A 26,560-nucleotide genomic window follows, 5' to 3' on the forward strand; every position below is an offset into this window, starting at 1 on the left:
AAACGCAGGTACTCCCATGACCGCCCCCCTCCTCCCCGGCAGCACCATCGGCATCCTTGGCGGTGGCCAGCTTGGCCGCATGCTCTCCGTCGCCGCCAGCCGCCTCGGCTTCAAGACCTGCATCTATGAGCCGGGCGCAGACTGCCCCGCCTCCCACGTGGCCAACTATCACCTTCAGGCCGATTACGACGACGCCAAGGCGCTGGAACGCTTCGCAAACTCCGTCGACACCATCACCTATGAGTTCGAGAACATCCCGACGACGGCACTCGACATCCTCGAAACTCTCCGCCCCATCCACCCGGGCCGCGAGGCGCTGCGCATCAGTCAGGACCGCCTGACCGAAAAGACCTTCCTGCAGGACCTCGGCCTGCACATCGCCCCCTTCGCCCCGGTGGACGACGCCGCCAGCCTCGCCTGGGCTATCGACGCCATCGGCACCCCCTCGATCCTGAAAACCCGCCGCTTCGGCTATGACGGCAAGGGACAGGCCCGCCTGACCTCCCCCGCCGACGCCGACACCGCCCTCGCAGCCCTGCAAGGCGCCCCCGCTGTCCTCGAAGGCTTCGTCGACTTCACCGCCGAAATCTCCGTCATCGCCGCGCGCGGCACAGATGGTCGCGTCGCCGCCTTCGATCCCGGCCAGAACGTCCACAAGGACGGCATCCTGCGCACCACCACCGTGCCCGCCCCGCTGCCCAACCGCACCCTCACCGACGCCGTCCTGACCGCAGGCCGCATCCTGAACGCGCTGGATTACGTCGGCGTCCTCGGCGTGGAGTTTTTCGTCACCCCCGGCGGGCTGCTCATCAACGAAATCGCCCCACGCGTGCACAATTCCGGCCATTGGACGCAAAATGGCTGCATGACCGACCAGTTCGAACAGCACATCCGCGCCGTCGCGGGCTGGCCGCTGGGCGACGGCAGCCGCCACAGCGACATTCGCATGGAAAACCTCATCGGCGATGACATGGACCGCGTGCCATCCCTCGCCGCCGACCCCACCTGCGCCCTGCACCTCTATGGCAAATCCGACACCAAACCGGGCCGCAAGATGGGCCACGCCAACTTTTTCATTCCGCGGGCCTGACCCCCGGCTTCTTCTGTCCAGAAATATCCCGGGTGGAGTTTGAGGAGCCCCCCCCCCCCCCCCAGGCCTGCGTGGCCTGAACGCAAACCACCCTGCGCGCGCAGCGCCCCGCTAGGTTATGAAACGCGCCGCCACAGGGCCGCTCATAAACGCCACCTGCCCGCCCGCGATCACCGCCACAATGCGCCGCGTCTCCCGCTCCATCACCACCACATCGGCCCGCAATCCGGGCTCCAGCCGCCCGCGATCCGTCAGGCCCAGCACCCGCGCCGGCCCTTCGGACACCAGCGCCCAGGCCGCCGCCTCCTCCATCAGTCTCAGCTCCACACAGCGCCACGCCGCCCGCGCGGGCGACGGATAGTGATAGTCCGACGCCAGCGCATCGCACAGCCCCGCGCCAATCAACTCCAAGGCCGAGACATTGCCCGCATGGCTCGCCCCCCGCACCACATTGGGCGCGCCCAGAACCACCGGCTCGCCCACATCCCGCGCCGCCTGCGCCGCCTCCAGCGTCTCTGGAAACTCCGACACAAACACCCCGCGCTGCCGCCACTCGGCCCGGCCCTCAGCCGTCTGGTCGTCATGGCTGCCCATCCGCACACCCTTTGCGGCCAGCCGCGCGCAAAACGCCTCCAGCGCGGCAGGCACCTCGGCCCCCGCCGCGTGCAACCGCTGCATCAGCGCCAGATGCGTCTCCGGACTGCGCCCCGATTTCAGCGCCTGCCCGGTCAGGCGCGGCGGGGTGCGCCCCTCGGCCAGCCGCTTGTGCGGCAGGTGATCGTTGAACACCACATAACCGATGCCCCAACGGTCCAGCGCCGCCTCCGCCCCGGCAAAACTCTCGGTAAAATGGGTCTCCAACCGCATCTGCACCCGCAGGTCCACCGGCACACTTGGCGCCACCGCATCCACGGCGGCAAAGACCTCCTGCGCAAACTCCGGCCCGCGCATGCCGCCTTCCCATGACCAGAACTGCGCCAGCACGGCGGTGGTGATGCCGCAGGCCCCCAGTTCGGCGGCCACCGCCACCATGCCCGAATCCCGCTCGCGCAACGCGCCCCGGCGCGGGGCCATGTGCCGCTCGAACCCGTCGCCATGAACATCCACAATCCCCGGCAGCAGATCATAGCCCGACAGGTCCACCACCCGCCCGACGGGGCCGTCCGCAATCATCCCCCCCGCCACCGACAAAGGCGCAGGGTCCCAGCCACCGGGCCGCATCACCCGCGCGCCACGCAGGTCCAGTTCAATCGACATCGCACTCTCCCCCCGTCAGGCAGGACAGCGCCGCCTCTCCCAGCAGAACGCGCCAATCCACGTCCCCGTCAAAATGCCCCTGCTCAAGGAACAGGACCACCTGCACCATGACCTCGGGGGCCTGCATCATAAACGTATGCGTGACCGGCAAAACGATGTGGTCCTGCATTCCCGCCACGCGGGTCGAGGCGACAGAAACCTTGCCATCATCCAGCCCCGGAATAATCGCACTGGTCGCCGCGTTCAGCGTCTGCGACCCGGCAATGACCCCCAGCGGAAAATCAACGGGCGGCAACAGCGCGGGCAGGCTGTCCGGTCCGGTGCCCAGTTGCAGACCCGCAGGCCCGTTGAACCACTCAAAGATTTCCCAGCCGCCCATCACATCGACCAACTCACTGCCACTGTTGGGCGGCCCCAGCATCACCACACGACCCAGCCGTTCTGGCCGATGATCCTTTAGCCAGTACCGCAACAGGATGCCGCCCATGGAATGGGTGACAAAATGCACCTCTTGCGGGCCGCAGTCCGCCACCGCCTCGGGCAGGGTTTCATTGGCAAGCCGCTCGACCCGGTCCGAGGTGGAGTCGTATCCGGGAATGATCACCCGGTGGCCGCGCGCCTCCAGAACCAGCCCCAGAACCGCCATGGAATACTCGGTCCGCGCCAGCCCGTGCAACAGGATCACACAGTCCCCGGCACGCGCGGCAACAGGGAACAAGGTCAGGAGGGACAGCAGCAGCCATTTCATGCCGCTGGCATAGCGCCGGTGCAGCGCCTAGAAAAGGACCAAAGGAATGTCCAATGCCCAGCCCCCGTCTCGCCACCCGCGCCGTGATCCTGCATGAGGACCGGCTGCTGCTGGTCAACGCATGGCGCGACGCGCGGTCCGATCTGTGGTGCGCCCCGGGCGGCGGGGCCGAGCCGCACGCCAGCCTGCCGGACAATCTGATCCGCGAGGTGTTTGAGGAAACCGGCCTGTCCATCGCCGTCGGTGCGCCCTGTCTGGTGAATGAATTTCACGACCCCAAGGGCCGCTTTCATCAGGTCGAGGTGTTTTTTCGCGCCACGATCACCGCCGGGGCGATTTCGGACCACTGGAAAGACCCCGAAGGCATCGTTCACACCCGCCGCTTTTTCACCCGGGCCGAGGTGGCGGCCCTGCGCCTGAAACCTTCCAGCCTGCCCGAGATAGCATGGGGCGCGGGGTTCACCTACGACCCGCTGGAACCGATCCAGCGCTAGGTCCGGGCGGGGCTCGGTCTTAACAAAGGGTAAAACCGTCTCTGTAACCCATTGATCTTTCATACCCGCGCGGCTGTCCACACGTGGACGGCTACCTGCGCAGCACCGACAGCGCCACGCCGCCCAGCACCACAAGGGCCGCCACCACAAAATCCGCCGTCAACGCCTCACCCAGAAAAACCATGCCCCCGGCCATCGCAATCACCGGCACGGTCAACTGCGCCACCGCCGCCACACTGCCCGTCAATTGCGGCAGCACATGATACCAAAGCGCATAGCCCAGCCCCGAGGTCACAGCCCCGGAAATCACCGCCAGACCGATGCCAGACACTTCTGGCGCCATCGCCTCCGGACTGACCGGCAGCGCCAGCCCAATCAGGAACCCGATCGGCGCGGCCAGCACGAAATTCGCCCCCGTCGCCAGCAGCGGATCGCTCGCCCGCCGCCCGGCCAGCGAATAGATCCCCCAGCCCAGCCCGGCCAAAACCATCGCCGCGCCATGCAGCAGGCTCAATTGAATGCCACCACCGGGCCACAGCAGCCAGACCAGCCCGCCAAAGGCCATCGCCGCCCCCAGCCAGCGCAGCACGGGCGGCCGCTCACCGCCGATCAGACTGCCGCCAAACATCGTCACCTGCACGGTCCCGAACAGGATCAGCGCGCCCAGCCCCGCATCCAGCGCCACATAGGCAACCGAAAAGCCGTAGATATACAGAACCAGCCCCAGCACCCCGGCCACCCGGCCCGGCCCCCCCAACGCCACCCGCCTGCGCAGCGCAAGCCCCAACAGAACCAGCACCACCGCCCCGGACCACAGCCGGATGGTGCCAAAGCTCACCGCATCAATGCCGCCACCGGCCAAGGCCGCGCGGTTCAGGACAGAATTGGCCGCAAAGGCGACCATGGTCAGCGCAATCAGCAGGACTAAACGCATTCAGGCTCTCAGGTTGGATCATCCGGGGCGACAGGCGGCACCCTGCGCCATTGTCCTCCAAAGACACAAGTCACCTGCCCGTTACGACGCGCCCATCGCGACAACGGTTGCAGCCCGGCGACGCGGCGCCCCTCAGGCCACCAGACTCTCGGCCCGCTTCAGATCGACCGACACCAACTGGCTGACGCCCTGCTCTTGCATCGTCACGCCAAACAGCCGGTCCATACGCGCCATCGTCACCGCGTGGTGGGTGATGATCAGAAAGCGCGTGTCGGTGCGTCGGCACATCTCGTCCAGCATGTCGCAGAACCGGGTCACGTTGGCATCGTCCAGCGGCGCGTCGACCTCGTCCAGCACGCAGATCGGCGAGGGGTTGGCCATGAACACCGCAAAGATCAGCGCCAGACAGGTCAGCGTCTGTTCTCCGCCCGACATCAGCGACAGCGTTGACAGCTTCTTGCCCGGCGGCTGGCACATGATTTCCAGCCCCGCCTCCAGAGGATCATCGCTTTCGACCATCATCAGGCTGGCCTCGCCGCCACCAAAGAGATGGGTGAACAACATCGAGAAGTTGCTGTTCACCTGCTCGAACGCCGTCAACAGCCGCTCGCGCCCCTCGCGGTTCAGGCTGGCAATGCCAGAGCGCAGCGTCTTGACGGCCTCCTCAAGGTCCGATTTCTCCGACACCAGCGTGTCGTGCTCTTCCTGAACCTCTTTCGCATCCTCTTCGGCGCGCAGGTTCACCGCGCCCAAGGCGTCACGCTGACGTTTCAGGCGGGACACCTCGGCCTCGATCCTGTCAGAGGCGGGCATCTCATCGGGGTCGGTGTCCAGCTGCGTCAGCAGCGCCGCCGGGGCAAGGTCCATCTCGTCCGCGATCCGCTCTGCCGCCGAGGTCACGGTTTCGCGCGCTGCCTCGGCACGGGCCTCGGCGCGGGCGCGGGCCTCGCGGGCCTCACCGGCCTGCCGCTCGGCGTCGCGCTCGGTGGCGATGGCCTCGCGCAGCGCGCCCTCTGCAGTCGACAGCGCATCGCTGGCCTCGGCCTTGCGCGCCTCTGCGGTCTCCATCGCGTCGGTCAACTCACCGCGCTGATCCTCGAGCGCGCCGGGAACGTCCTGCGCCTCGGCCAGCTCCGCCTCGCTGTCCGCCTTGCGTTCGGCCAGTTCGGTCGCGCGTTTCTCGGCGGTTTCCAGACGGTGCCGCCAGCCGGACAGGTCCTTGGTCACCTGCTGCGAGCGCCCCTTGCGCGCGTCGCCATCGCGGCGCAATTCATCATGCGCCGACCGCTTGGCCATCATCGTCATGCGCGCCGCCTCGACCGTCATCTTGACGTCTTCGGCCTGCGCCCGCGCCTCTTCGAGATCATCAAGCGTGTCGACCCCGCGCTGCGCCTCGGCCAGTTGCCCGCGCGCGGCGCCAGCCTCATCCTCATAGCGTTTGACTGACAGCGCCGCGCTTTCCACCTTGCCCTCGGCCATGTCGCGGTCGGCCTCGGCGCGGCTTAGCGCGCGCGCCGCATCCGCTACCGCCTGATCCGCCGCCCGCCGGGCCATGCGCGCGCTCTTGTCCGCCTCCGTCAACTCCCGCAGCCGCACCACCAGCGATTCGTGCGCCGCCAGCGTGCCGTCCAGCCGGGCCGAGGCCTCGGCCATCTCCTGCTTGAGCCCCTCCAGCCGGTTGAGTTGTTCCAGCCGCAGCGCGGCAGTCGAGGGTTGATCCTCGGCCCAGGCCCGGTAACCGTCCCAGCGCCACAGATCGCCCTCCAGCGTGACCAGCCGCTGACCGGGTTTCAGCAAGGCTTGCAGGCGCGGGCCATCCTCGGCCTCGACCAGCCCGATCTGGCTGAGACGGCGCGCCAACACGTCGGGGACGGACACATGCCCCGCCAGCGGGCTTGCGCCCTCGGGCAGGGGCTGGGTGTCGTCATAGGCCGCCAGAACGACCCAGCCGGTCGGCCCATCGCCCTCGACCTCGGGGGCACGCAGGTCATCCGCCAGCGCGGCCCCCAGCGCCTTTTCAAACCCTTGCTCCACTTGCAGACGGTCAAGGATCTGCCCGCCCTCGGCGGTATCGCGATCCAGCAGGCGGGCCAGAGCTGTCACCTCGGCGCGCAGGGCGTTCATCTGGCCCTCCGCCTCGGACCGCTCGCCGCGTGCCTCGGCCTCGCGGGCCTGTGTCTCGGTGCGGGCGGTTTCCGCCTCTGTCAGGGCCTCTTCGGCCTCTTCTGCGGCGGCGTGCGCCTCTTCCAGCCGGTCCTGTGCAAGGTCCGCCGCCTCACGCGACGACAGTTGCGTTTCCTTTGCGGCCTCGACCATGCCGCGCGCCCGGACCGCCTCGTTTTCATTGCGTTCAAGGGTCTTGCGGCAATCCGCAAGAAAGCGTTGCGCCGACTGGTGCCGCGCGGCCAGCCGGGCCACATCCTCTGTCTGCTGCTCCAGATCCGCCTCACGCATCTGCAAGACGCTGGCGGCCTCACGCGCCGCCTCATGCGCCTCTGCCAGTCGCTCGTCATGCCCTTCCGAGGCTTTTTGCAGCTCGCGCGCTTCCCATTCCAGCCGTTCGATCGTCTCTCCGGCGTCGCGGTTCAGACCGGCCTCGCGGTCCATGTCGCGGACCAGTTGCGCGATGCGATTCTGCAAGGTCTCGATCCGGGCGAGCGCCTGTTTCTCCTGCCCGGTCAACGTGTCGCGCTGCACGATCAGCCGTTGCAGGACAGCGGCGGCGATGGCCTCTTCCTCGCGCAGCGGCGGCAGCGCCTCCTCATAGGTGCCGCGGGTCTTTTCCGCCGCCCGCGCCGCCGATTCCGCCTGCGCGGCCTTTGTCACCGTCTCGCGCAGCGCGGCCTCTGCCGCGGCCCGCGCCTCATCGGCCTCGCGCCAGCGGCGGTACAGCAGCATCCCCTCGGCCTGCCGCAGCTCCGACCCGATGGCGCGATAGCGCGCCGCCTGACGGGCCTGCTTGGCCAGTTGCGACAATTGCCCCGCCAGTTGCTCGACCACATCATCGACGCGCAGCAGGTTCGCCTCGGTGCTTTTCAGCTTCAACTCCGCCTCGTGACGGCGCTGGTACAGGCCACCGATCCCGGCGGCATCCTCCAGCACCTTGCGGCGGTTCTTGGGCTTGGCGTTGATCAGTTCCGAAATTTGCCCCTGCCGCACCAGCGCCGGGGAATGCGCCCCGGTCGCCGCATCCGCAAACAGCATCTGGATATCGCGCGCACGGGTGTCCTTGGCGTTGACCTTATAGGCAGAGCCGACGTCACGGGTGATCCGGCGGACGATTTCCAGATGGTCGCTGTCATTGAACCCTGCGGGGGCCAGCCGGTCAGCGTTGTCGATATGCAGGCTGACCTCGGCAAAGTTGCGCGCCGGACGCGAGGCGGCCCCGGCAAAGATCACGTCCTCCATCCCGCCGCCGCGCATCGCCTTGGCGCGGGTTTCGCCCATGACCCAGCGCAGCGCCTCCAACAGGTTGGACTTGCCGCAGCCGTTCGGCCCCACCACCCCGGTCAGCCCGGGATGGATGACCAGATCCGTGGGATCCACAAAGCTTTTAAAGCCGGTCAGTCTGATTTTGGAAAAGCGCAAGGGTTCAGGTCCGATTCCGTGATGGACTCCAGCCTGCCCTGTCCTGTCGGAGTGAGTCAAGAAAACCGTGGCTCATATGGCGGGCAATCGCCACTTCTCCACAAGATATTGGGGCTGCGCGCCTTACTTTCGACAGTTCAGGGCACCGGCATAGGTCGCGCCCCGCCGCGTTATGTCACCGATATCGCAAAAAATGGTTTTGGGTCGGCGCGGCCTTTTCGGGGCGGGTTTGCCGTCGCAGGACAGTCCGATCCACATCATCGCCGGGTCGCCTTCGACCCAGTCGGCGCGGCATCCGCTTTCGATCTGCGCGGCAATCCCGGCTTTTCGGGCGACATCCGGGAATCGGGGTAGCCATTCCGGATTGGTGCGCGTCGCCTCCACCAGATTGCCCTGAAAGCGCAGGGTAAAGCGCGCCCCTTCGACCTCGCGGATGCGTTTTTCGGCCCCGTAGAAACCTGGCCCCGCCGCATCACATGCGGCGAGGCCAAGCAGGAGGAGAACACATGATAACCAACGCATGACCAAGCTTGCCGGAAACTGATTACCAGGAGGTTAACGGCGGCGTCTGGCAAGAGACCCTCGGGCGCAGATTTCTCTTTACATTCTAATTTTGGAATGCATATTACATTCATCATTCAGAATACGTCGCATGGTACAGGAGGCCCCCATGGCCCAAACAGCGCATCGACCCGCAGACAGCTACTCGCCGCTCTATTTCCTCGCCTCGCTGGGCGCTGGCGGCATTGTTGTCACCTTCTTCATGTTCCTCCTCTTCTGGGTGCCGCACCCGACACAGCCGGTTCCGGTGTTCGAGGACATCATGGCCGCATGGGCCAAGGGCGGTCTGCCCAAACAGGTGGCCATCGCGGTCGCCATGTCCGGGATCGCCTTCTTTGCGTTTCTGAACATCAAGTCGCTGGTGTGGAACCTCCAGTCCTACAGCGCCTTCCGCAAGACACCGGCCTACGCCACCCTGCGCGCCTCCAACGCGGAAACCACCCTGCTGGCGATGCCGCTGGCGTTGGCCATGACGGTGAACGTGGGCTTTATCCTCGGGATGGTCTTTGTTCCCCAACTCTGGAGCGTGGTCGAATACCTCTTTCCTCTGGCGATGGTCGCGTTTGGCCTGATCGGTGTGATGGCCTTCCGCCTGATCGGCGATTTCCTTGGCCGCGTGCTGGCCAAGGGCGGGCTGTTCGACGTGACCGCGCATAACTCCTTTGCGCAGCTCACCCCGGCCTTTGCCATCTCGATGGTGGCCGTCGGCTTTGCCGCCCCCGTCGCGATGAGCACCAATCCCACCACCGTGGGCGTTGCGATGGTTCTGTCGACCCTGCTGGGCACCATCGCGATCATCTACACGGTCGTCGCGGCGATCACCGCCTTTGGTTCGATGCTGCAACACGGCACCGCGCGTGAGGCCGGTCCGACGCTGATGATCATCGTGCCGATCGTCACCGTTCTGGGCATCATGTTCCTGCGACAGGAACACGGGCTGCACACCACCTTTGACGCCCATGCCAACGCCGGTGAGACAATGGTGTTCCTCGCCCGCCTGCTGGCCATCCAACTGGCCTTCCTCGGGCTGGGCGTGGTGGTGCTGCGGGCGCAGGGCTATCTGGATGACTTCGTCTTCGGGTCCAAGACCTCACCCGGCTCCTATGCACTGGTCTGCCCCTTTGTGGCGCTTGCGGTGATGCTGCAATTCTTCACCAACAAGGGTCTCGTCGCGGCGGATGTGATCGCCAAGTACGACATCGCCTACTGGGGCATGACCGGGCTTGCCATCGCCTCGCAGATCGTCGCCATCGCGCTGGTGCTGCGCCTGAACCGGCAACACTTTACGCGGGCGACCCCTGCCGCCGTTCCGGCCGAGTAACGCTCCTCCTGTTACCTGGCCGTTTCTGGGCCGGACCTGCGGGTTCGGCCCTTCTTTTTCAGACTCCGCCCCCGAAGCCGGTCAGAAATTGACCTCGACACCGGGCAGCTTGAGCGATTTGACCAGATCGCGCACCTCTTGCCGCGCCGCGATATTCGACAGGCTCAGGCTGCGCACACCAATGTCGCGCAGATCCAGCAGGGTCAGGCCGCGCGGAAACAACTCGCGAAAGACCACGCGTTCGGAAAACCCCGGCCCCACGCGAAACCCGATCCGCTTGGCCAGGGTGGCGACGGCCTTTTCCATCTTGGCCTTGTTGATCATCTGTTGCGCCCCAACCCGGTTGCGCAAAACGATCCAGTCCATCGGCGACAGCCCCGCCTGCGCGCGCAACTGCCGCGCCGACCAGACCATCTCGGCATAAACCGAGGGGCCAAGGATCTTTTCGCCATCTCCCTCGATCCGCGCCAGCAGATCGAAATCGACGAAACTGTCGTTCAGCGGGGTGATCAGCGTGTCGGCCAGCGAATGCGCCACCTGTGCCAGCCGGGTGTAAGAGCCGGGGCAGTCGATGATGATGAAATCGGATTTCTCTTCCAGCTCCGCCACCGCGCGGTTCAGCCGGTTGTCTGCGGCCTGCTCTCCGGCGGCGACGGCGGCGGGATCGGCCTCTGGCAACTGCATGTAGCCGGGCACCGGCAGGTCGCGCTCTTCCTTTTTCAGCCAGGCCCGCCGATTGGCGAGGTAGCGGCCAAGGCTTTGCTGCCGCAAATCCAGATCAAGGGTCCAGACCCGGTGATCCATCCGCGCCAGCGCCGTGGCGACATGCATCGCGATGGTCGACTTGCCCGCGCCGCCCTTTTCGTTCCCGACAACGATAATATGTGCCACGCCTGTGCCTCTTGTCCGTTGCGCCACGGCTGTCCCGTGGTCCGTTGTTCTTTGTATGGGCCCCCGCAAAGGGGCCGGAACGCGCAAGGCCCGGCGCTTTGGCCGGGCCTCGCCGCAATTCATGTGGTCGCGATCAGTGCAGCTTGGCGCCCACTTCGGCGATGGCGTCGTCGATCAGCTTGCCAGCGCTGTCCGCTGTCATCTGCTCGGCCACAACGCTGCGCGCGGCGGCCACGGCCACAGCGGCGGCGCGGTCGCGCACCTCGCGGATGGCCGCTGCTTCGGCAGAGGCGATCTGGCTCTCGGCGGCAGCAAGGCGGCGGGTGATCGACTGGGCGATCTCCGCCTTGGCCTGCTTGGCGGCCAGTTCGGATTCCTGCTTGGCATGTTCAACGATGCGATCCGCCTGAGCCTGCACTTCGCGCTGCTTGCGCTCATAGCTGGCCAGCAGGGTCTGGGCTTCTTCACGCAGCAGGCGTGCTTCGTCCAGTTCGCTCTGGATGTCCTCGGCCCGCTTGTCCAGCAGACCGCTCAACATGCCCGGCACCTTGAAGTAGATCAGGACCGCGATGAACAGCAGGAAACCAAGCAGCACGACAAAGTCGGTGTTGCCCAGTGACCAGAACGGACCCGACGCAGCGGCGGCAGGCGTGGCCGACAGCGCGGCCAGAACGGGAAGGATGATCTTTTTCATGGCCTTACCCTTTCAGCTGCGCATCGACCGCACTTGCGATCTTGGCGTCATCTGCAGCACCGCCCAGCGCGGCCACGATGGCCCCGGCGGTATCCTTTGCCACGGTCTCGACATGGGCCATGGCGCTTTCGCGGATCTCGGAGATTGCCTTCTCCGATTCGACAGCCTTGGCCGCGATCTCTGCATCCGCCTTGGCGAGTGCATCGTTCAGGTCAGCCTTGATTTCGTCCCGCGCTTTTTGCGCGATGGTCTGGGCCTCGGCCCGGGCATCGGCAAGCGCCTTGTCATATGCGGCTTCGGCGTCTTGCGCCTTGCGCTTCAGATCTTCGGCGGCGGCGATGTCGTTTGTGATGGTCCCCTGACGTTCCGCCAGAACCGCAGCGATGCGCGGAAGGGCGATACGGGCCAGCACAAAGTAGATCACGACAAGCGTGATCAACAGCCAGAAGACCTGGTTTCCGATCCAGTCGCCGCAGAGCTGCGGCATCCCGACGGCGCTGCCGCCGGCGTCGACGCATGCGCTGACAGGCTCGGACCCGTGAGTTTCGGTCGCCATGTTGTCCTCCGTCGGAACTTGTCTCTACATCGGGCGGTCAGGACTGCCTGACCGCCCGCGCGTAAGGATCGTTAAGTTCCGTGGTTTAGACGGCGAACATCAGCAGCAGCGAAACGAGGAAGGCAAAGATGCCCAGCGCTTCTGCGAATGCGATGCCGATGAAGAGAGTAGCAGTCTGGCCAGCGGCGGCCGACGGGTTGCGCAGTGCGCCGGACAGGAAGTTGCCTGCCACGTTGCCCACCCCGATTGCGGCTGCGCCGGAACCGATTGCTGCCAGGCCTGCGCCGATGTGTGCGAGATCGCCTTCCATTGAGATTCTCCTTACGATTGGAAGTTGAGTATTCGGGTTGTTCGTTGGGTAGGGTGGGTTTTCAACCCACCGCCCTTAGTGATGCGGGTGCAGCGCGTCCTTGAGGTACACGCAGGTCAGGATCGTGAAGACATAGGCCTGGATAAAGGCCACCAGAATCTCCAGCCCGTACATGGCGGTGATCGCGAGGATCGAGATCGGCGAGATCGCGGCGATGGCTGCGAAACCGGCGAAGACCTTAATCACCGCGTGACCGGCCATGACGTTGCCCGCAAGACGAATAGAGTGGCTGACCGGGCGCACAAAGTACGAGATCAGCTCGATCAGGGCCAGGATCGGACGCAGCGCCAGCGGCGCGCTCGACACCCAGAACAGGCCAAGGAACCCGGCGCCGTTCTTGACAAAGCCCAGAATGGTCACGGTCAGGAAGACCGCCATCGCCAACACCACGGTCACGGCAAAATGCGAGGTGGTGGTAAAGCTCATCGGCAGCAGGCCAAGGAAGTTGGCGAAGACGATGAACATGAACAGGGTCATGATGTAGGGGAAGTACTTCAACCCGTCCTTGCCGGAGACGTCCTCGACCATCTTGTAGACGAAACCATAGGCCAGTTCGGCAACCGACTGCGACCGCGACGGCACGATGGCGCGGCGCGAGGTGCCGATGACCATCAGCAGGACAACGGCGACGATCGAAAGGAACAGCCAGAGGGTCACGTTGGTGATTGTGAACAGGCCCACTTCGCCATGGCCGAACAGCGGCTTGACGATGAACTGGTCCATCGGGTGGAACACCAGGGCACCGCTTTCCGCGGCATGATCTGCACCGTGCGTCTCAGTCGCCATCTCTTTTCCCCTCATCCGCTCCGGTGACCCGGGCGCTGTTCTCTTTGCCCTCGCCGGGGCTTTTGCCTGTGGCCCCGCCGGGGCCTGTCCCGGTCGTGCCGGGGCTCATACTCGCCTGCACCTCTTTTGCCGTGCGCAGCATCACGTTGATGCCCGCGGCGACGCCTAGAAGTGCGAACACCACCATCAGGAACGGCTTGGTGCCCAGCAGGGCGTCGAGACCAAAGCCGATCCCGAAACCGATCCCCAGACCGGCCACCATTTCCGTCACCATGCGCCAGGCGATATTGGCCTGACTGTAGTGCTCTTCCTGATGGGCTTTCTCGACTTTCTGACCCGCCTTATAGGCGGCCAGCTTGGCGTCCAGGTCGTCCAGCTTGCGCTTGGGATCAGGGTCGCTCACGTCGCGTTCGGCTCCGCTCAGGTTCGCCTTTGTGCTATGTCGCGGCGGGGCCTGAGTCAACACGCGTGAAAGCCGGTCAGACCACGCGCCAACCCATTGTCCTGAAACAGTTTTCGCGGCCCCTCGCCCACGCCGGTCATTCCGCCGCAGCCCGCCGTGGTGCCAGATACGCTGCAAATGCACATTCAACTTTCCGGTTGAGTTTTCCTCCGCCCCCGCCCACACCTCCTCAAACCGCGACAGGAGACGCCCATGCGCCCCGCCTTTTGCCTTGGCCTCTGGCTGACCCTGCTGGCCGCCCCTCTGGCGACCCGATTGGCCGCCGAAGAGATCCAGATCCCCCTGCCCGACGCCACGCTTCAGGGGACATATCTGGCCGCTGAGACCCCCGCCGCTCTGGCGATGATCCTGCCCGGATCGGGGCCGACGGACCGCAACGCCAACTCCACTCAGGGGCTGTCGACCGATGCCTACCGCCTGCTCGCCGAAGCGCTGCGAACCCAAGGCATCGCCACCCTGCGCGCCGACAAACGCGGCATCGGGCAAAGCACCGGCAACCCCAACGCGGTTAGCCTTGGGCTCTACGCACAGGACGCGGGCCATTGGATCGACCTTGCCAAGGACCGCAGCGGGCAGTCCTGCGTCTGGCTGATCGGCCATTCCGAGGGCGGGCTGGTCGCCTTTGAACTGGCGCGCAGCCGCGACGACATCTGCGGGCTGGTCCTGCTGGCCGCGCCGGGCCGCCCCATCAGCCAAATTCTGCTGGAACAACTGCGCGGCGTGTCCGCGCTGGCGCAGCACCAACAGGCGCTGGAAAAGGCGATGATCTCCTTGATCGCCGGCAGCCCGGTGCCGCCAGAGGCCCTGCCCGGCCCGTTGTCCGCCATCTTTGCCCCGCCGATTCAGCCCTTTCTGATGGATCTCTTTGCCGTCGATCCGGCGGAACAGGCGCGCACAATCGACCTGCCCGCGCTGGTCGTGCAGGGCACCGCCGACCTCCAGATGGCCGAGGGCGACGCCCGCACCCTTGCCGAGGCCCTGCCGCAAGGCACGCTCTACATCGTCGAGGGCATGACCCATACACTCAAGACCGCCAAGGACGACACCCGCCCGGCCAATCTGGCGACCTATTCCGACCCCGCGCTGCCCCTGTCCCCCGGTCTTGCCGAACGGATCGGCGCGTTTATCCTAGGGCCGCGATGACCGATCGCCTCGACTCTGCCTTTGCCGCGCTCGCGGACCCCACCCGCCGCCGCATCCTTGCGATGCTGCTGGAGGATGACATGGCCGTCACCGACGTGGCCGAACCGTTCGAGATGTCGCTGGCGGCGATCTCCAAACACCTCACCGTGCTCACCAACGCCCGCCTGATCAGTCAGGAGAAACGCGGGCGGGTGAAATGGTGCAAACTGGAACCCGACGCCCTGCGCGAGGCTTCTGTCTGGATGCAGGGCTTTGGCCAGTTCGAGCCGGTGAACCTCGACGCCTTTGAGCGGTTTCTGGAACAGGAACTGCCCGCTCAGGACGACTCAGCAGAACGACCAACAGAAAAGCCGCCAGAGGCGTAATCCCCCCAACCCGCTGGCCGCCAAGGCATCCTCAACCAACCCCTGTTCCACCAGCGCCCGCACCAGTTGCCCCCGCGCCAGCACGGACCGGAAATGCGCCACCGCCGCGACGTGATCCTGACCGCCAGAGCCGCCATGGCCGACCGCATCAACATCGCCAGCGCCCATGACGTCGACCACTCCTCCGCGCTTCAGACCGGCCAGACGATGGCGCTATATCTGCCGCTGCGGGTGCTGTTCTTCGAGGATGCCCAAGGGCAGACATGGGCGCTTTATGATGACCCGGCGGGGATCGCGCCCTCGCACGGGCTGGCCGCAGACGATCCTGACGTCACGCGGATGCAGGCCGCGCTGGAGCGTTTTGTCACCATCGCCACCAGCGACTGACGCCCCGCCGGACCGGGCGGGACCGGGCCGGATCAGACAGGCGCGGACCACCCCGTCCGCGCCCCTTCGCGCAGGCCCCATTTCCTAACAGATGGTAAAACCGTCTCTGTAAGCCCTTGATTTATATAAGCCGCAATCCTGTCCACGCGTGGACACCCCTTCGGGTGACACGCCATTTCATGTCTTTGACAGCACCACCGGCTTGTCCTCATCCTTCAGCAGTAGCAGCAACGAAAACGCCGTCAGCGCCACCCCCGGCAGGATCATCGCCGTCGGCACGCCCCGGCCCAGCGCCAGTTCCCACAGGATCACACAGCTTGGCACGATATAGGTATAGGCCATCACCTTGGCCGCAGGCAGGCGCAGCGTCGCATAGCGCAGGATCAGAAAGGTCACCGCCGTCGCCGCCAGCGCGACGTAAAGGATGGTCCACCAGACGATGACCGGCAGCGCCGCCCAGTCCATCGAGAGCAACTCCGGTCCCGCCCAGAGACACAGCATCACAGACCCCGCCGTCAGGATGACCGCGTTGAATGCCAAACCCGGCTCTCCCCGGCTGAGCCTGCGCAACATCGGCGCATACAGCGCGTGCGTCACGCAGCCCCAGAAATAGATCGCCTCGCCGCGCCCGACCTCGAACCGCAACAGCGCCGACAGGTCGGCGTCAAAGATCACCCAAAGCGCGCCCACGCCACCCACCATGATCGCCAGCGCCATGCGCGGCGTCGTGATCTGCCGCACCACCAAATAGCCAAACACCGCCGTCAACGCCGGGTTCAGGGTAAAGACCGCCGCCATGCTGACCGGCTCTGCCGTCTTCAGACCCTCGAACATGGTGACAAAGTAGATTGCGAACAGCGCCGCCAGAACGACATACCGCCACGGCGCGGCAAAGACCGCGCGGCTCACCTTGCCCGTCGCCAGCGCCACCGCCCAGAGCACCGCCCCGGCAAGGACAAAGCGCACCGCGTTCAGGGCCGCCGGGTCGATGTGGGGCGCGGCCATCGCGCCTAGCGAAAACGATCCCGACACCAGCATGGCAAAACACAGCATCGCAAGGTGTCCGCGACGCGCCTCTGTCATCGGGCCGATGCCTCGCCGCAGAAGTCCTTGAGGTGGTTCAAAAACGCCTGCACCTTGGCGGTGCGGTGCAGATCCACGTGCGTGACCAGCCACAGCGGCGCGGTCCAATCCTCACGCGGGGGCATGACCTGCACCAGATCCGGGTGCAACGACGCCTCGCGCGTGCCCAGAAAGCCGATGCCCGCCCCGCCAATCACCGCCGTCTCTCCGACCCGCATGTCGCTGGTGCGGAACACGATGCGATCATAGGGAACCCGCGCCATCAGCCAGCGCTGAAACGGCGCGCGGCTGTCGGGATCGTCGTGCCCGACAAAATAGTGATCCTTCATCGCCGCTTCGTCTTCGGGGATGCCATGGGCCTGCACATAATCGCGATGCGCGTACATCGCGATATCCTGCCGCGAAAAGGCCTGCACCACGTTGTCAGGTTCCTGCGGCGCGGGCCCGGCCCGCAGCGCCACATGCGCCTCGCCGTATTCCAGCCGAAAGACACGGTCATCAGTCAGGAACCGCACGATCACGTCCGGATACCGCTCGCGGAAGGTTTTCAACGCGGGCACCACCAGCGGCGCAAAGGCAATGAGGGACGTCACCAACAGATCGCCCGCCACCTCATTGCCACGGCCTTTGATCCGGCCTTCGAGTTGCTGCAACTGTTCGTCGGTGGTTTTCGCCACGCGCATCAGGTCCGTGCCCGCCTCGGTGGCGGTGTAGCCACGGGCATGACGCTGGAACAGCTTGACGCCCAGCCGCCCCTCCAGCGCATCGATATGGCGGATCACGGTGGCGTGGTGCACACCCAGCACCTCTGCCGCCCCACTGACCGTCCCCAGTCGCGCCACCTGAAAGGCCGTGCGGATTTCATCCCAGTTGTCCATCTGACGTCCCTCGATTTCGCTGCGCGAATGCGCACACTACCTGCGCTTTGTGTGGAATTGCGTTCGATAATGCAATGATCAAATGAGGGATGTAACAGACATCTTTCTCAATAGGACCCGACCCATGACCAAGACCGTACTTCGCATTGATGCCTCCGCCCGCACCGAAGGTTCCGTCACCCGCCAACTGGCTGATGCCGTGATCGACCGCATCGCCCCGACGCAGGTTGTCTCGCGCGACCTGACACAAACCGTACCGCAGATCGACGGCACGTGGCTGGCGGCAAACATGACCCCCGCCGACAACCGCACCGAAGATCAGCGCGCCACGCTGGCGCTGTCGGACAAGCTGATCGAAGAGGTCCGCGCCGCCGACACCATCGTGATCGCCACACCGATCTATAACTTCGGCGTGCCTTCCAGCCTCAAGGCATGGGTGGACATGATCGCGCGCGCCGGCGTCACGTTCAAATACACAGAGACCGGCCCGGTTGGCCTGCTCGAAGGCAAGCGCGTGATCTTTACCATCGCATCGGGCGGCACCGAGGTTGACGGCCCGATCGACTTTGCCACGCCTTGGCTGCGCCATGTGATGGCGTTTGTCGGCATCACCGACGTGCAGGTTGTGCGGTCGGATCGCCTGATGGTCGATGCCGAAGCGTCCAAGGCCCGCGCCGATGAGGATCTTGCCAAACTGGCCGCCTGAAACGGTCTGGTTTTCGCGGGGTCTTCCGACCTCGCGAAAACATCTGACCGGAGCACCGAGTTTCATCGCAGGCGGTGATCACGCCCAGGGCCATCAGCGCCAGACCGATGGCTCTGATAACCGGTCAGTTGGACGCGAATCCAAGCGCGACTTGCCCCAACAGCCCCTGCACCTCGCGGTCCCTCGGATCAAGCTCTGCATAAAGCAGGGCCGATTCGGGATCGCGGAACACGTCCACCGGATAGGGCATCTTGGCCTGAACCGCATCGCGGTAGAGCTTGCAGATGCCGTAATTCACTTTGCCGGGTGCAAAGATTGAACTGCGCGCGCGCGGATCGCGGGCCTCATAATACGACGTAAGGCGGTTTGCCAAACGCGCCGTTTCGGCAAAGAAGCCCTCAGGAAACTTGCAGTCCATGACATCCAGCAGGATGTGCTGCCCACCGTCGAACATCGGGTCGGACCGATACCGCAGCAGAGTTTCGATATTCTGATCCACGGTGATATCGCCACGGAACAGGACCAGCACAATATTGAGATGAGGCAAGACGCGGTACGTGGCAGGCATAGTGTACGCAGGTCCTTTTCGAACGGCTTCGGATTGCTGGTGTCTCTGACACAGACCGGGCAGAAGGGGCAACTGCGGCATGAGGCCGTCGCCTTGATGTGCGACACTAGCCGCAACTTGGCTAACAGACCCTTACCGCCCGCAGACTTGACTCGGCGCGCGCCTTCCCCTATCCGATCCGGAACCCCGGAAGCCTTTGCAGACTTCCGGTCCTGTGGGCTATGCCCGGGATCGCCCTCCGTCAGCGCGTTGCGCCCACGGGGGCGCACCCGTTTGACGAAAGCCCACGGGGGATTTCGCGCATTGTCCATCCGCGATTGAGTCACCGGGTGAGGCCCCCTACCTTTCAGGGGCACAGATAGAAGAGAAGGAGGGCCTGCCCTCATGTTCGAAAATCTCTCAGAACGCCTTGGTGGCGTCTTTGACCGGCTGACCAAGCAGGGCGCCCTGTCCGAGGATGACGTCCGCACCGCCCTGCGTGAGGTCCGCGTGGCGCTGCTGGAGGCGGACGTTTCGCTGCCCGTGGCGCGCAACTTTATCAAGGCGGTCGAGAAAAAGGCCACCGGCGCTGCCGTGACGAAATCCGTCACCCCCGGCCAGCAGGTCGTCAAGATCGTCCACGATGAACTGATCGCGGTGCTGGCGGGCGAAGATGGCGACCCGGGCAAGCTGCGCATCGATAACCCGCCCGCGCCGATCCTGATGGTCGGCCTGCAGGGTGGCGGCAAGACAACCACCACCGCCAAGCTGGCCAAACGGCTGAAAGAGCGCGACGGCAAGAAGGTCCTGATGGCCTCACTGGACGTCAACCGCCCCGCCGCCATGGAACAGTTGCAGATCCTCGGCACCCAGATCGGCGTCGACACCCTGCCCATCGTCAAGGGTGAGGACCCGGTCGCCATCGCCAAACGCGCCAAGACGCAGGCCGGTCTGGGCGGCTATGACGTCTACATGCTGGACACCGCCGGTCGTCTGTCCATCGACGAAGAGCTGATGGCACAGGTCGAGGCGGTGCGCGATGTCGCCAACCCGCGTGAGACGCTGCTGGTGGTTGACGGCCTGACCGGTCAGGACGCCGTCCACACGGCAGAGAATTTCGACACCCGCATCGGCATCACCGGCGTCGTGCTGACCCGGATGGATGGCGATGGCCGCGGCGGTGCCGCGCTGTCGATGCGCGCCGTCACCGGCAAGCCGATCAGATACGTCGGCCTTGGCGAAAAGATGGACGCGCTTGAAACGTTCGAGCCGGACCGCGTCGCGGGCCGCATCCTTGGCATGGGCGACATCGTCGCGCTGGTGGAAAAGGCGCAACAGACGCTGGAGGCCGAACAGGCCGAGCGGATGATGAAGCGCTTTCAAAAAGGTCAGTTCAATATGAACGACCTCAAGATGCAGCTGGAACAGATGATCAAGATGGGCGGCATGGAGGGCATGATGTCGATGATGCCCGGCATGGGCAAATTGTCGAAACAGGCGGCCGAGGCCGGCATGGACGACAAGGTGCTGAAACAGCAGATCGCCCTGATCCAGTCGATGACCAAGAAAGAGCGCGCCAACCCGCAGATCCTGCAGGCCAGCCGCAAAAAACGAATCGCCAAGGGCGCGGGCATGGACGTGTCTGACCTCAACAAGCTGCTCAAGATGCAGCGCCAGATGTCCGACATGATGAAGAAGATGGGCAAGATGGGCAAAGGCGGGATGCTGAAACAGGCCATGAAAGGCATGTTCGGCGGCAAGGGCGGCATGCCCCCCGGCATGGACCCCTCGCAGATGGATCCCGCCGCGATGGAAGCGGCGGCCAAACAACTGGGCGCCAAGTTGCCCGGCGGCCTGCCCGGCATGGGCGGCATGGGCGGCGGCGCGGCCCTGCCCCCCGGCCTTTCGGGCCTTGGCAAGAAAAAGTAGTCTCGATGCCTGCCCCGACGCTCCAGACACCACGCGCCACGCTGCGCCCGCATGTCCTGTCGGACATGGACGGGTTCGAGGCATTCTATGCCTCGACGCGGGCCACGTTTATGGACGCCCCCAAGAACCGGACCCACCTGTGGTACGGCTTTTCCTCCGAGGTTGGCAGCTGGGACCTGATGGGCTTTGGCGCATGGGCCATCGACGTGGACGGCCAACTGGCCGGTCAGGTCGCCATCACCCACCCCCCGCATTTCCCCGAGCGTGAATTGGGCTGGATCATCTTCGACGGGTTCGAAGGCCGCGGCTACGCCTTTGAGGCCGCCTCCGTCGCGCTGCATTGGGCGTGGGAACAGGGGATGCCGACGCTGGTGTCCTATATCGACCATCGCAACGCCCGCTCTATCGCTCTGGCGCGGCGGCTGGGCGCCGAACTGGACCCGCAGGCCGCAACCTATGACACCGTCGACGTGGTCTACCGGCACAGCCCCGACACAGACGGCGGACCGGAGGCCTACGCATGAGCCTGACCAACGCCCCCCGCATCGAAACCGACCGGCTGATCCTGCGCGGACCTGAAAAGGCCGACGCCGAGGCGGTCATCGCCTTCCTGCGTGATCCCCTGCGCTCCGAAGGGTTTGGTCACATCCCGCTGCGCGGTGACGCGTGGCGCTGGTTCACCATGAACGTCGGCCACTGGCACTGGCACGGTTTCGGCTATTTCGTCATCGAGCTGAAGGACACCGGTCAGGCCGCCGGGATCTGTGGCATCTGGTTTCCCGAAACCTGGCCCGAACCGGAACTGGGCTGGGTCGTCTTCGATGGCTTTGAGGGTAAGGGCATCGCCCGCGAGGCCGCAGAGCGCGCCCGCGCCTGGGCCTATAACGACCTTGGCTTTACCACGCTGACGTCGAATATCGTACCGGGCAACACCCGCTCTGCCGCCTTGGCCCAGCGCCTTGGCGCGCAGTATGAGCGCACTTACCACAATGAGAACATGGGTGAGGACGAACTCTGGCGCCATCCGGGACCGGAGGATCTGGCATGATCCCCCAGATCACCCTGACCACCGACCGCCTGACCCTGCGCACCCCGCTGGAAGAAGATTTCGCGCCGGTCGCCGCCTTTATGGCCTCGCCGCGGGCGCGCTTTGTCGGCGGTCCGGTTCAGGATGATTTCGCACAGTGGCGCGGCTTCTTGTCCGGCTTTGGCCACTGGGCGTTGCGTGGCTACGGGTTCTTCATGGTCTTGCACAACGGTCAAAAGGTCGGGCGCGTCGGCGTGGTCAACCATATCATGTGGGACGAACCGGAACTGGGCTGGCACATCTTCGACGGGTTCGAAGGCAAGGGGTATGCCACAGAGGCGGCGGCCTGCGTGCGCGACTGGGCCGGGGCAGAGCGCGGGCTTGGCCCGCTCATTTCCTATGTTCACCCCGAAAACATCGCGTCGCGCCGCGTTGCCGAACGGCTTGGTGCCACGCATGAGCGGGACCGCGACCTGCTGGGCCATCCGGCGCAGGTCTGGCGCCACACCGGGGGGCCCATATGAACGCGCCCTGCGAAAAACACACGCCCGGCCCCGGTGCCCGCGCCGCCGCCCGTCTGGGTGGCCGGTTGCCTGTGCTGGACACGCGGCGGCTGCAACTGCGCGGGCCGCGCATCTATGATTTTGACGCCTACGCCGGCATTCTGTGCTCAGAGCGCGCCACCCATATGGGCGGTCCTTTCAGCCGTGACGCCGCATGGGCGGATTTTACCAACTACACGGCCTGCTGGCTGCTGCACGGCTTTGGCCTGTGGACCATCGACGCCAGCACCACGCCGTCTGCCGGGTTTGCGCTGCTGGGGTTCGAATACGAAGACCCGGAACCCGAGATGGGTATCTTTCTCACCGCAGAAATCGAGGGCGAAAGCTATGCCTTCGAGGCACTCGAAGCTGTGCGCGCCCACGCCTTCGAGGTTCTGGGCTGGGACAGCGTCGTCTCTTACGTCGCGCCGGAGAACGCCCGCTGCATCGCGCTGATGACCCGGCTAGGGGCCCGCCGCGACGCCTATGCCGAGGCGGAACTGACCGGCCAGACCCATGTTTACCGCCACCTCAAGGAGGCCGTCTGATGGGCCACCGTGACATTCCCGTGCTTGAGACAAAGCGGCTGGTGCTGCGCAGCCCCAAGCCAGAGGATTATCCCGACTTCAAGGCCACCTTTGCCTCTTACCGTTCGCGGTTCATGGGCGGCCCGCTCAATGCCTATGAGACCTGGATGCTTTACGCGGCCGAGATCGGCCATTGGGAAATCCGCGGCTTTGGCATGTGGATGGTTCACCTGCGTGAGACCGGCGATACCGTCGGCATGGCGGGCGGCTGGTTCCCTGCCAAATGGCCAGAGCGGGAAATCGCGTGGATCATCTGGCCGGAACAGGCGGGCAAGGGCTTCGCGCTGGAGGCCACCGACCGGGTGCGCCGCCATCTGTATCTCGATCGCGGCTGGACAACGGCGGTCAGCTACATCGACCCCAAGAACCTCGATTCCATTCGCCTGGCAGAGCGCCTTGGCTGCACCAAGGACCATGACGCACCGACCATTGACGGCAGCGACGCGGTCTATCGCCACCCCGCACCGGAAAATCTGGGCGGACAGGTGGGCCATGGCATCGCCATGGAAATCGCTCACTATCAGGATCCCCTGTTCAAACCGAAAGGCTGGGCCATTGACTGACACCCTTTCCCGCGCCGCCGTTGCCTGCGGTCCGCGCATCTTGTGCGCATCGGTTGTGCATGGGTTGTGCATGGCCTGTGCATCGCCCAATTCGACCAAAAGGACCGCCCGATGAACGACACCGTTTCCCGCGCTGCTGACCTGCTCAAGGAACACCGCGAGTCGATCGACCGTCTCGATGCGATCCTCGTTTTCACGCTCGCAGAGCGGTTCAAGCACACGCAGGCCGTGGGCGTCCTCAAGGCGCAGCACGACCTCCCCCCATCCGACCCCGCGCGCGAAGACAAGCAGATCGCGCGGCTCCAGGATTTGGCACTCCAGGCCGATCTCGACCCGGAATTCGCCAAGAAATTCCTGAACTTCGTCATTCAGGAAGTCATCCAGCACCACAAGCAACACCAATCCTGACGGACCTTCCGTCACACACGCCATCCAAGGAGAAAACCAATGGCAGTCAAAATTCGTCTCGCCCGTGGCGGCTCGAAAAAGCGTCCCTTCTACCGCATCGTGGCAGCGGACAGCCGTATGCCCCGCGACGGTCGCTTTATCGAAAAGCTCGGCACCTATAACCCGCTCCTCGCCAAAGACAGCGAAGACCGCGTCAAGATGGACGTCGAGCGCATCCAGTACTGGCTGGGCCAAGGCGCACAGGTAACCGACCGCGTGTCGCGTTTCCTCGAAGCCGCCGACATCATTGAGAAAAAAGAGCGCAGCAACCCCAAGAAGGGTGCCCCGGGCAAGAAAGCTCAGGACCGCGCAGAAGAGAAGGCCGCCAAGGCCGCAGCGGCTGCCGAAGCGGCCGCAGAGCCCGCCGCCGACTGATCGCGGCGCGGGGACCCTGGCAGATGCCTCCCTCGGTCATGGGATCTTTCCAGCGGAAAGATCCCCAGCCGGTCCGTGGCCCTGCCGGGCCCCGGTGGACGGGTTGGTGGGCGGGCGATGTGCAACAGCACGAGTCCCGTCCCGCCAACCCGGCGGTTCCATGTTCCGCCTGATCCGCCTTGTCATCCTTCTGGCCGTGGCGTTCACCGCAGGCTTTCTGTATTCGGAGATCACGTGGCATGACCGCTGCGAAACCCGGGGAGGCGAGGCACGCGGTGGCGTCTGTTTCGACATATCACAATGACTGATACGATCTGCGTCGGCGCCATTGCGGGCGCTTTCGGTGTCCACGGCGAAGTGCGCCTCAAGAGCTTCACCGCCGATCCCTACGCGGTCGAGGACTATGCCCCCCTGACAACCGAGGACGGCTCTCGCAGCTTCGAGATTCAGATCCTGCGCGAGGTCAAGAACGGTTTCGCTGCCGAAATATCGGGCGTCACCACCAAGGAACAGGCAGACGCCCTGCGCGGCACCCGTCTTTTCGCCCCGCGCGACCGCCTGCCCAACCTGCCGGATGACGAATATTACCATGCCGATTTAATCGGCCTTGCGGTGTTCGATACCGGTGGTGCGCCGTTGGGCACGGTCCATGCGGTCCACAACCACGGAGCAACCGACCTGCTGGAGCTTCAGGTGCCCGGCCTGTCCCGCACCGTGCTGCTGCCCTTTACCATGGCTGTCGTGCCCACAATCGACCTGACCGCAGGTCGCATCGTCGCCGATCCCCCCGAGGGTTTGTTCGACGAGGCGTAGTCGCCTCGCTACCGTCAAAATTGTGGTGCCCACAAGCCCCTGCAATCATAGTGGTTGACGCGAATCTGCCCGGATTTCGCCACCCGGATACACAGATCTCCCACCCCCCCGCGATGACTTGACCGTTTGGGGCGACAGCCATCGCGCAACCCCCACACTGTCCACAGACAGGAAACCGCCCGGGGAGAAATGGCACCTTTCAGACCACTTTGCCGCCATAATTTCTGTCTAATTTTAGCCGCAATCGAATTGGTTTTGAGGGGGATTTCATGGACGCCTTGGTTTATCGCCTTGTCCTTGCGGCAGTGGCTCTTGGTCCCGCGGCTATCCTGATCGCCGTGCCGGTAACGTCGGCCATCCTGCCCGTTGGTATGGTCATCGGCGGTGCTGGCAGCGTCTTTGCGCTGATGACCTCGCTGCGTGGGAACAGCCCGCGCCGTCGTGGTCCTGCCCTTTTGCGCCGGGCCGCTTTGCGTCGTCCCGAACCGGATCTACCCTCTCTTGATGATCAGCGGCTGGCGATTGCCAATGCGCTGGTTGCTGCGGTTGACCTGCGGGCCGAACCCGACTCGCCGCCGACCCGGGCCACTGCTGTCGCCCGCATCCTGTCGCGCCTTCTGGACAGTTGGAACATGACCGACATCGCGTCTTTGCCAAAGGATGTGACGCTTGCCCTCACGCTGCTGGAGCGGTGCCTGAACGCCGACCCCGGTGAGGCGGGACGCATTGCCCAGATGTTCCAACGTCCCGATGTGGTGCTTGGCCTGCGTCAGGAAATCGACGCCATTGCAAAAACCCGCGCGGCATACGACCGCGCCTTCGCCGCCTTTCAGGCAACACAGGTGGTGCAGGCCGCCGACCCAGCCCCCCGTAGCCTTGTCGAAGCCCTGCAAAGCCTGAACACCCCCGACATTGATCTGTGGCATCGCATCGTGACGGACCATGACCCAGAGGAGCCCGCCCAGCGGGACGCCGCGCTGTGGTGCGCTGCACAACCCGATTGCGACAAGGCGAGCGTGGCGGCCTACCTATCGCGCCTTGCCGATGGTGCGCAGCTACAGAACGCGTATATCGAGGGCGATACGGCCTTCCTTGATCAGGTCCGCAGGATCATCGCCAACTGCAACACTGGCGTCTATCGCCATCATGGGCTGGTCTATGTCCCCGCTGCGGACGCGGCCAGGCGGCTGACTGCCGAACTCGACGCGCTGGCCAGCCTCAGCGACACTGCCCGCTGGCCGGACCCGCAATGTGTGTTCACGGTGTTGGAGGGCCACAAACCCCGCCCGCGCCCGGCCTGGGACCTTGCAAAGGGGCGTCCGGTCGCGGCGCCCAATCGTTCCGACTATCTCTGACGCCGCCTGCTTGCCCCGCGCCCTTGCCTCGCGGTAACAGGGGCGGAACAGCAGGACTTC

32 protein-coding genes are annotated in these 26,560 nt (G+C 65.0%); 18 read left to right on the forward strand and 14 right to left on the reverse strand.

Annotated features, from left to right (window positions below; translation table 11 throughout):
- The first annotated feature begins 16 nt into the window (after window positions 1-16).
- Complete coding sequence (locus VOI21_RS02075) at window positions 17-1,090, forward strand: 5-(carboxyamino)imidazole ribonucleotide synthase (RefSeq protein WP_323767197.1); 1,074 nt, start codon at window positions 17-19, stop codon at window positions 1,088-1,090.
- A 111-nt stretch (window positions 1,091-1,201) separates the two neighbouring features.
- On the opposite strand, the gene VOI21_RS02080 is transcribed toward VOI21_RS02075, so the two are convergent.
- Together VOI21_RS02080 and VOI21_RS02085 are read right to left on the reverse strand one after the other, a co-directional pair.
- Window positions 1,202-2,347, reverse strand: a complete 1,146-nt coding sequence (locus VOI21_RS02080; protein WP_323767199.1) for an alpha-D-ribose 1-methylphosphonate 5-triphosphate diphosphatase — start codon at window positions 2,345-2,347, stop codon at window positions 1,202-1,204.
- Window positions 2,337-3,095 carry an alpha/beta fold hydrolase gene (locus VOI21_RS02085; protein ID WP_323767201.1) on the reverse strand — a complete coding sequence of 253 codons (759 nt, stop codon included), beginning with the start codon at window positions 3,093-3,095 and terminating at the stop codon, window positions 2,337-2,339. The genes VOI21_RS02080 and VOI21_RS02085 overlap by 11 nt, the downstream gene beginning before the upstream one ends.
- Before the next feature lie 53 nt (window positions 3,096-3,148).
- On the opposite strand from VOI21_RS02085, the gene VOI21_RS02090 reads away from it, so the two are divergent.
- Complete coding sequence (locus VOI21_RS02090; protein WP_323767203.1) at window positions 3,149-3,589, forward strand: NUDIX hydrolase; 441 nt, start codon at window positions 3,149-3,151, stop codon at window positions 3,587-3,589.
- Between the two features lie 91 nt (window positions 3,590-3,680).
- Here VOI21_RS02090 and VOI21_RS02095 read toward each other — a convergent pair whose 3' ends face one another.
- The 3 genes from VOI21_RS02095 to VOI21_RS02105 all read right to left on the reverse strand — a co-directional run bounded on the left by VOI21_RS02095 (window position 3,681) and on the right by VOI21_RS02105 (window position 8,633).
- Entirely contained in the window at window positions 3,681-4,523 is an 843-nt protein-coding gene (locus VOI21_RS02095; protein WP_323767205.1) for a DMT family transporter, read from the reverse strand.
- 132 nt (window positions 4,524-4,655) lie between these two features.
- Window positions 4,656-8,111: a chromosome segregation protein SMC gene (smc, locus tag VOI21_RS02100; RefSeq protein ID WP_323767207.1), complete on the reverse strand. Its 3,456-nt coding sequence runs from the start codon at window positions 8,109-8,111 to the stop codon at window positions 4,656-4,658.
- A 123-nt stretch (window positions 8,112-8,234) separates the two neighbouring features.
- Window positions 8,235-8,633 (reverse strand): hypothetical protein, encoded by a 399-nt coding sequence (locus VOI21_RS02105; RefSeq protein ID WP_323767209.1) that lies wholly within the window; start codon window positions 8,631-8,633, stop codon window positions 8,235-8,237.
- 148 nt (window positions 8,634-8,781) lie between these two features.
- Between VOI21_RS02105 and VOI21_RS02110 the strand changes: the two genes are divergently transcribed.
- Window positions 8,782-9,993 carry a TsoY family (seleno)protein gene (locus VOI21_RS02110; protein ID WP_323767211.1) on the forward strand — a complete coding sequence of 404 codons (1,212 nt, stop codon included), beginning with the start codon at window positions 8,782-8,784 and terminating at the stop codon, window positions 9,991-9,993.
- 81 nt (window positions 9,994-10,074) lie between these two features.
- Here the strand turns inward: VOI21_RS02110 and VOI21_RS02115 are convergent, their stop codons facing one another.
- The 6 genes from VOI21_RS02115 to VOI21_RS02140 all read right to left on the reverse strand — a co-directional run bounded on the left by VOI21_RS02115 (window position 10,075) and on the right by VOI21_RS02140 (window position 13,693).
- Window positions 10,075-10,884, reverse strand: a complete 810-nt coding sequence (locus VOI21_RS02115) for a division plane positioning ATPase MipZ (protein WP_323767213.1) — start codon at window positions 10,882-10,884, stop codon at window positions 10,075-10,077.
- A gap of 133 nt (window positions 10,885-11,017) precedes the next feature.
- On the reverse strand, window positions 11,018-11,578 hold the full coding sequence (locus VOI21_RS02120) for a F0F1 ATP synthase subunit B (RefSeq protein WP_323767215.1): 561 nt from the start codon (window positions 11,576-11,578) through the stop codon (window positions 11,018-11,020).
- A gap of 4 nt (window positions 11,579-11,582) precedes the next feature.
- Window positions 11,583-12,134 carry a F0F1 ATP synthase subunit B' gene (locus tag VOI21_RS02125; RefSeq protein ID WP_323767217.1) on the reverse strand — a complete coding sequence of 184 codons (552 nt, stop codon included), beginning with the start codon at window positions 12,132-12,134 and terminating at the stop codon, window positions 11,583-11,585.
- A gap of 85 nt (window positions 12,135-12,219) precedes the next feature.
- On the reverse strand, window positions 12,220-12,444 hold the full coding sequence (locus VOI21_RS02130) for a F0F1 ATP synthase subunit C (protein WP_089276753.1): 225 nt from the start codon (window positions 12,442-12,444) through the stop codon (window positions 12,220-12,222).
- Between the two features lie 75 nt (window positions 12,445-12,519).
- Window positions 12,520-13,290 (reverse strand): F0F1 ATP synthase subunit A, encoded by a 771-nt coding sequence (locus VOI21_RS02135; RefSeq protein WP_323767220.1) that lies wholly within the window; start codon window positions 13,288-13,290, stop codon window positions 12,520-12,522.
- The gene (locus VOI21_RS02140; RefSeq protein WP_323767223.1) at window positions 13,280-13,693 is read right to left on the reverse strand and encodes an AtpZ/AtpI family protein; all 414 of its coding nucleotides are present in this window, start codon (window positions 13,691-13,693) and stop codon (window positions 13,280-13,282) included. The genes VOI21_RS02135 and VOI21_RS02140 overlap by 11 nt, the downstream gene beginning before the upstream one ends.
- A gap of 252 nt (window positions 13,694-13,945) precedes the next feature.
- Here VOI21_RS02140 and VOI21_RS02145 point away from each other — a divergent pair, with 252 nt between their 5' ends.
- From VOI21_RS02145 to VOI21_RS02155, 3 genes are all read left to right on the forward strand, one after another.
- Window positions 13,946-14,896 carry an alpha/beta hydrolase gene (locus VOI21_RS02145; protein WP_323767225.1) on the forward strand — a complete coding sequence of 317 codons (951 nt, stop codon included), beginning with the start codon at window positions 13,946-13,948 and terminating at the stop codon, window positions 14,894-14,896.
- A complete protein-coding gene (locus VOI21_RS02150) occupies window positions 14,893-15,261 on the forward strand; it encodes a metalloregulator ArsR/SmtB family transcription factor (RefSeq protein ID WP_323767227.1) in 369 nt (122 codons plus the stop codon). Before VOI21_RS02145 ends, VOI21_RS02150 begins: the two co-directional genes overlap by 4 nt.
- 93 nt (window positions 15,262-15,354) lie before the next feature.
- Entirely contained in the window at window positions 15,355-15,648 is a 294-nt protein-coding gene (locus tag VOI21_RS02155; protein ID WP_323767229.1) for a DUF302 domain-containing protein, read from the forward strand.
- 177 nt (window positions 15,649-15,825) lie between these two features.
- Here the strand turns inward: VOI21_RS02155 and VOI21_RS02160 are convergent, their stop codons facing one another.
- Entirely contained in the window at window positions 15,826-16,731 is a 906-nt protein-coding gene (locus VOI21_RS02160) for a DMT family transporter (RefSeq protein ID WP_323767231.1), read from the reverse strand.
- Window positions 16,728-17,609, reverse strand: coding sequence for a LysR family transcriptional regulator (locus VOI21_RS02165; protein ID WP_323767233.1), 882 nt, complete (start codon window positions 17,607-17,609; stop codon window positions 16,728-16,730). Before VOI21_RS02165 ends, VOI21_RS02160 begins: the two co-directional genes overlap by 4 nt.
- A 124-nt stretch (window positions 17,610-17,733) precedes the next feature.
- Between VOI21_RS02165 and VOI21_RS02170 the strand changes: the two genes are divergently transcribed.
- Window positions 17,734-18,315 carry an FMN-dependent NADH-azoreductase gene (locus tag VOI21_RS02170; protein ID WP_323767235.1) on the forward strand — a complete coding sequence of 194 codons (582 nt, stop codon included), beginning with the start codon at window positions 17,734-17,736 and terminating at the stop codon, window positions 18,313-18,315.
- A 124-nt stretch (window positions 18,316-18,439) separates the two neighbouring features.
- Here VOI21_RS02170 and VOI21_RS02175 read toward each other — a convergent pair whose 3' ends face one another.
- On the reverse strand, window positions 18,440-18,883 hold the full coding sequence (locus VOI21_RS02175) for a hypothetical protein (protein ID WP_323767236.1): 444 nt from the start codon (window positions 18,881-18,883) through the stop codon (window positions 18,440-18,442).
- A gap of 384 nt (window positions 18,884-19,267) precedes the next feature.
- Between VOI21_RS02175 and ffh the strand changes: the two genes are divergently transcribed.
- The 11 genes from ffh (at window position 19,268) to VOI21_RS02230 (ending at window position 26,500) form a co-directional block, all read left to right on the forward strand.
- A complete protein-coding gene (gene ffh, locus VOI21_RS02180; RefSeq protein ID WP_323767238.1) occupies window positions 19,268-20,791 on the forward strand; it encodes a signal recognition particle protein in 1,524 nt (507 codons plus the stop codon).
- Window positions 20,792-20,796: 5 nt separating this feature from the next.
- Entirely contained in the window at window positions 20,797-21,315 is a 519-nt protein-coding gene (locus VOI21_RS02185; RefSeq protein ID WP_323767240.1) for a GNAT family N-acetyltransferase, read from the forward strand.
- Complete coding sequence (locus VOI21_RS02190; protein WP_323767242.1) at window positions 21,312-21,839, forward strand: GNAT family N-acetyltransferase; 528 nt, start codon at window positions 21,312-21,314, stop codon at window positions 21,837-21,839. Before VOI21_RS02185 ends, VOI21_RS02190 begins: the two co-directional genes overlap by 4 nt.
- Complete coding sequence (locus tag VOI21_RS02195; protein WP_323767244.1) at window positions 21,836-22,342, forward strand: GNAT family N-acetyltransferase; 507 nt, start codon at window positions 21,836-21,838, stop codon at window positions 22,340-22,342. The genes VOI21_RS02190 and VOI21_RS02195 overlap by 4 nt, the downstream gene beginning before the upstream one ends.
- Window positions 22,339-22,908 carry a GNAT family N-acetyltransferase gene (locus VOI21_RS02200; protein ID WP_323767246.1) on the forward strand — a complete coding sequence of 190 codons (570 nt, stop codon included), beginning with the start codon at window positions 22,339-22,341 and terminating at the stop codon, window positions 22,906-22,908. Before VOI21_RS02195 ends, VOI21_RS02200 begins: the two co-directional genes overlap by 4 nt.
- The gene (locus VOI21_RS02205) at window positions 22,908-23,510 is read left to right on the forward strand and encodes a GNAT family N-acetyltransferase (protein ID WP_323767248.1); all 603 of its coding nucleotides are present in this window, start codon (window positions 22,908-22,910) and stop codon (window positions 23,508-23,510) included. Before VOI21_RS02200 ends, VOI21_RS02205 begins: the two co-directional genes overlap by 1 nt.
- A gap of 111 nt (window positions 23,511-23,621) precedes the next feature.
- On the forward strand, window positions 23,622-23,918 hold the full coding sequence (locus tag VOI21_RS02210; RefSeq protein ID WP_323767250.1) for a chorismate mutase: 297 nt from the start codon (window positions 23,622-23,624) through the stop codon (window positions 23,916-23,918).
- A 39-nt stretch (window positions 23,919-23,957) separates the two neighbouring features.
- Window positions 23,958-24,332 carry a 30S ribosomal protein S16 gene (rpsP, locus tag VOI21_RS02215; RefSeq protein WP_323767252.1) on the forward strand — a complete coding sequence of 125 codons (375 nt, stop codon included), beginning with the start codon at window positions 23,958-23,960 and terminating at the stop codon, window positions 24,330-24,332.
- A 160-nt stretch (window positions 24,333-24,492) separates the two neighbouring features.
- Window positions 24,493-24,636: a hypothetical protein gene (locus VOI21_RS02220; protein WP_323767254.1), complete on the forward strand. Its 144-nt coding sequence runs from the start codon at window positions 24,493-24,495 to the stop codon at window positions 24,634-24,636.
- Window positions 24,633-25,145 carry a ribosome maturation factor RimM gene (gene rimM, locus VOI21_RS02225; protein ID WP_323767256.1) on the forward strand — a complete coding sequence of 171 codons (513 nt, stop codon included), beginning with the start codon at window positions 24,633-24,635 and terminating at the stop codon, window positions 25,143-25,145. The genes VOI21_RS02220 and rimM overlap by 4 nt, the downstream gene beginning before the upstream one ends.
- A 269-nt stretch (window positions 25,146-25,414) precedes the next feature.
- A complete protein-coding gene (locus VOI21_RS02230; RefSeq protein ID WP_323767259.1) occupies window positions 25,415-26,500 on the forward strand; it encodes a hypothetical protein in 1,086 nt (361 codons plus the stop codon).
- Window positions 26,501-26,560 lie beyond the last annotated feature (60 nt).

Source organism: Antarctobacter sp., from assembly GCF_034670325.1.
Classification (GTDB): Bacteria; Pseudomonadota; Alphaproteobacteria; order Rhodobacterales; family Rhodobacteraceae; genus Antarctobacter.

Bases quoted from the DNA above. Each gene is read 5' to 3' on its own strand.
- VOI21_RS02170 (WP_323767235.1), top strand. From the start codon at position 17,734: ATGACCAAGACCGTACTTCGCATTGATGCCTCCGCCCGCACCGAAGGT.
- VOI21_RS02110 (WP_323767211.1), top strand. From the start codon at position 8,782: ATGGCCCAAACAGCGCATCGACCCGCAGACAGCTACTCGCCGCTCTAT.
- VOI21_RS02095 (WP_323767205.1), bottom strand. From the start codon at position 4,523: ATGCGTTTAGTCCTGCTGATTGCGCTGACCATGGTCGCCTTTGCGGCC.
- VOI21_RS02080 (WP_323767199.1), bottom strand. From the start codon at position 2,347: ATGTCGATTGAACTGGACCTGCGTGGCGCGCGGGTGATGCGGCCCGGT.
- VOI21_RS02125 (WP_323767217.1), bottom strand. From the start codon at position 12,134: ATGGCGACCGAAACTCACGGGTCCGAGCCTGTCAGCGCATGCGTCGAC.
- VOI21_RS02120 (WP_323767215.1), bottom strand. From the start codon at position 11,578: ATGAAAAAGATCATCCTTCCCGTTCTGGCCGCGCTGTCGGCCACGCCT.
- VOI21_RS02150 (WP_323767227.1), top strand. From the start codon at position 14,893: ATGACCGATCGCCTCGACTCTGCCTTTGCCGCGCTCGCGGACCCCACC.
- VOI21_RS02090 (WP_323767203.1), top strand. From the start codon at position 3,149: ATGCCCAGCCCCCGTCTCGCCACCCGCGCCGTGATCCTGCATGAGGAC.
- VOI21_RS02165 (WP_323767233.1), bottom strand. From the start codon at position 17,609: ATGGACAACTGGGATGAAATCCGCACGGCCTTTCAGGTGGCGCGACTG.
- VOI21_RS02200 (WP_323767246.1), top strand. From the start codon at position 22,339: ATGAACGCGCCCTGCGAAAAACACACGCCCGGCCCCGGTGCCCGCGCC.
- VOI21_RS02195 (WP_323767244.1), top strand. From the start codon at position 21,836: ATGATCCCCCAGATCACCCTGACCACCGACCGCCTGACCCTGCGCACC.
- VOI21_RS02205 (WP_323767248.1), top strand. From the start codon at position 22,908: ATGGGCCACCGTGACATTCCCGTGCTTGAGACAAAGCGGCTGGTGCTG.
- VOI21_RS02135 (WP_323767220.1), bottom strand. From the start codon at position 13,290: ATGGCGACTGAGACGCACGGTGCAGATCATGCCGCGGAAAGCGGTGCC.
- VOI21_RS02190 (WP_323767242.1), top strand. From the start codon at position 21,312: ATGAGCCTGACCAACGCCCCCCGCATCGAAACCGACCGGCTGATCCTG.
- VOI21_RS02105 (WP_323767209.1), bottom strand. From the start codon at position 8,633: ATGCGTTGGTTATCATGTGTTCTCCTCCTGCTTGGCCTCGCCGCATGT.
- VOI21_RS02085 (WP_323767201.1), bottom strand. From the start codon at position 3,095: ATGAAATGGCTGCTGCTGTCCCTCCTGACCTTGTTCCCTGTTGCCGCG.
- VOI21_RS02155 (WP_323767229.1), top strand. From the start codon at position 15,355: ATGCGCCACCGCCGCGACGTGATCCTGACCGCCAGAGCCGCCATGGCC.
- VOI21_RS02175 (WP_323767236.1), bottom strand. From the start codon at position 18,883: ATGCCTGCCACGTACCGCGTCTTGCCTCATCTCAATATTGTGCTGGTC.
- VOI21_RS02185 (WP_323767240.1), top strand. From the start codon at position 20,797: ATGCCTGCCCCGACGCTCCAGACACCACGCGCCACGCTGCGCCCGCAT.
- VOI21_RS02075 (WP_323767197.1), top strand. From the start codon at position 17: ATGACCGCCCCCCTCCTCCCCGGCAGCACCATCGGCATCCTTGGCGGT.
- VOI21_RS02210 (WP_323767250.1), top strand. From the start codon at position 23,622: ATGAACGACACCGTTTCCCGCGCTGCTGACCTGCTCAAGGAACACCGC.
- rpsP (WP_323767252.1), top strand. From the start codon at position 23,958: ATGGCAGTCAAAATTCGTCTCGCCCGTGGCGGCTCGAAAAAGCGTCCC.
- rimM (WP_323767256.1), top strand. From the start codon at position 24,633: ATGACTGATACGATCTGCGTCGGCGCCATTGCGGGCGCTTTCGGTGTC.
- VOI21_RS02220 (WP_323767254.1), top strand. From the start codon at position 24,493: ATGTTCCGCCTGATCCGCCTTGTCATCCTTCTGGCCGTGGCGTTCACC.
- VOI21_RS02160 (WP_323767231.1), bottom strand. From the start codon at position 16,731: ATGACAGAGGCGCGTCGCGGACACCTTGCGATGCTGTGTTTTGCCATG.
- VOI21_RS02230 (WP_323767259.1), top strand. From the start codon at position 25,415: ATGGACGCCTTGGTTTATCGCCTTGTCCTTGCGGCAGTGGCTCTTGGT.
- ffh (WP_323767238.1), top strand. From the start codon at position 19,268: ATGTTCGAAAATCTCTCAGAACGCCTTGGTGGCGTCTTTGACCGGCTG.
- VOI21_RS02130 (WP_089276753.1), bottom strand. From the start codon at position 12,444: ATGGAAGGCGATCTCGCACACATCGGCGCAGGCCTGGCAGCAATCGGT.
- VOI21_RS02145 (WP_323767225.1), top strand. From the start codon at position 13,946: ATGCGCCCCGCCTTTTGCCTTGGCCTCTGGCTGACCCTGCTGGCCGCC.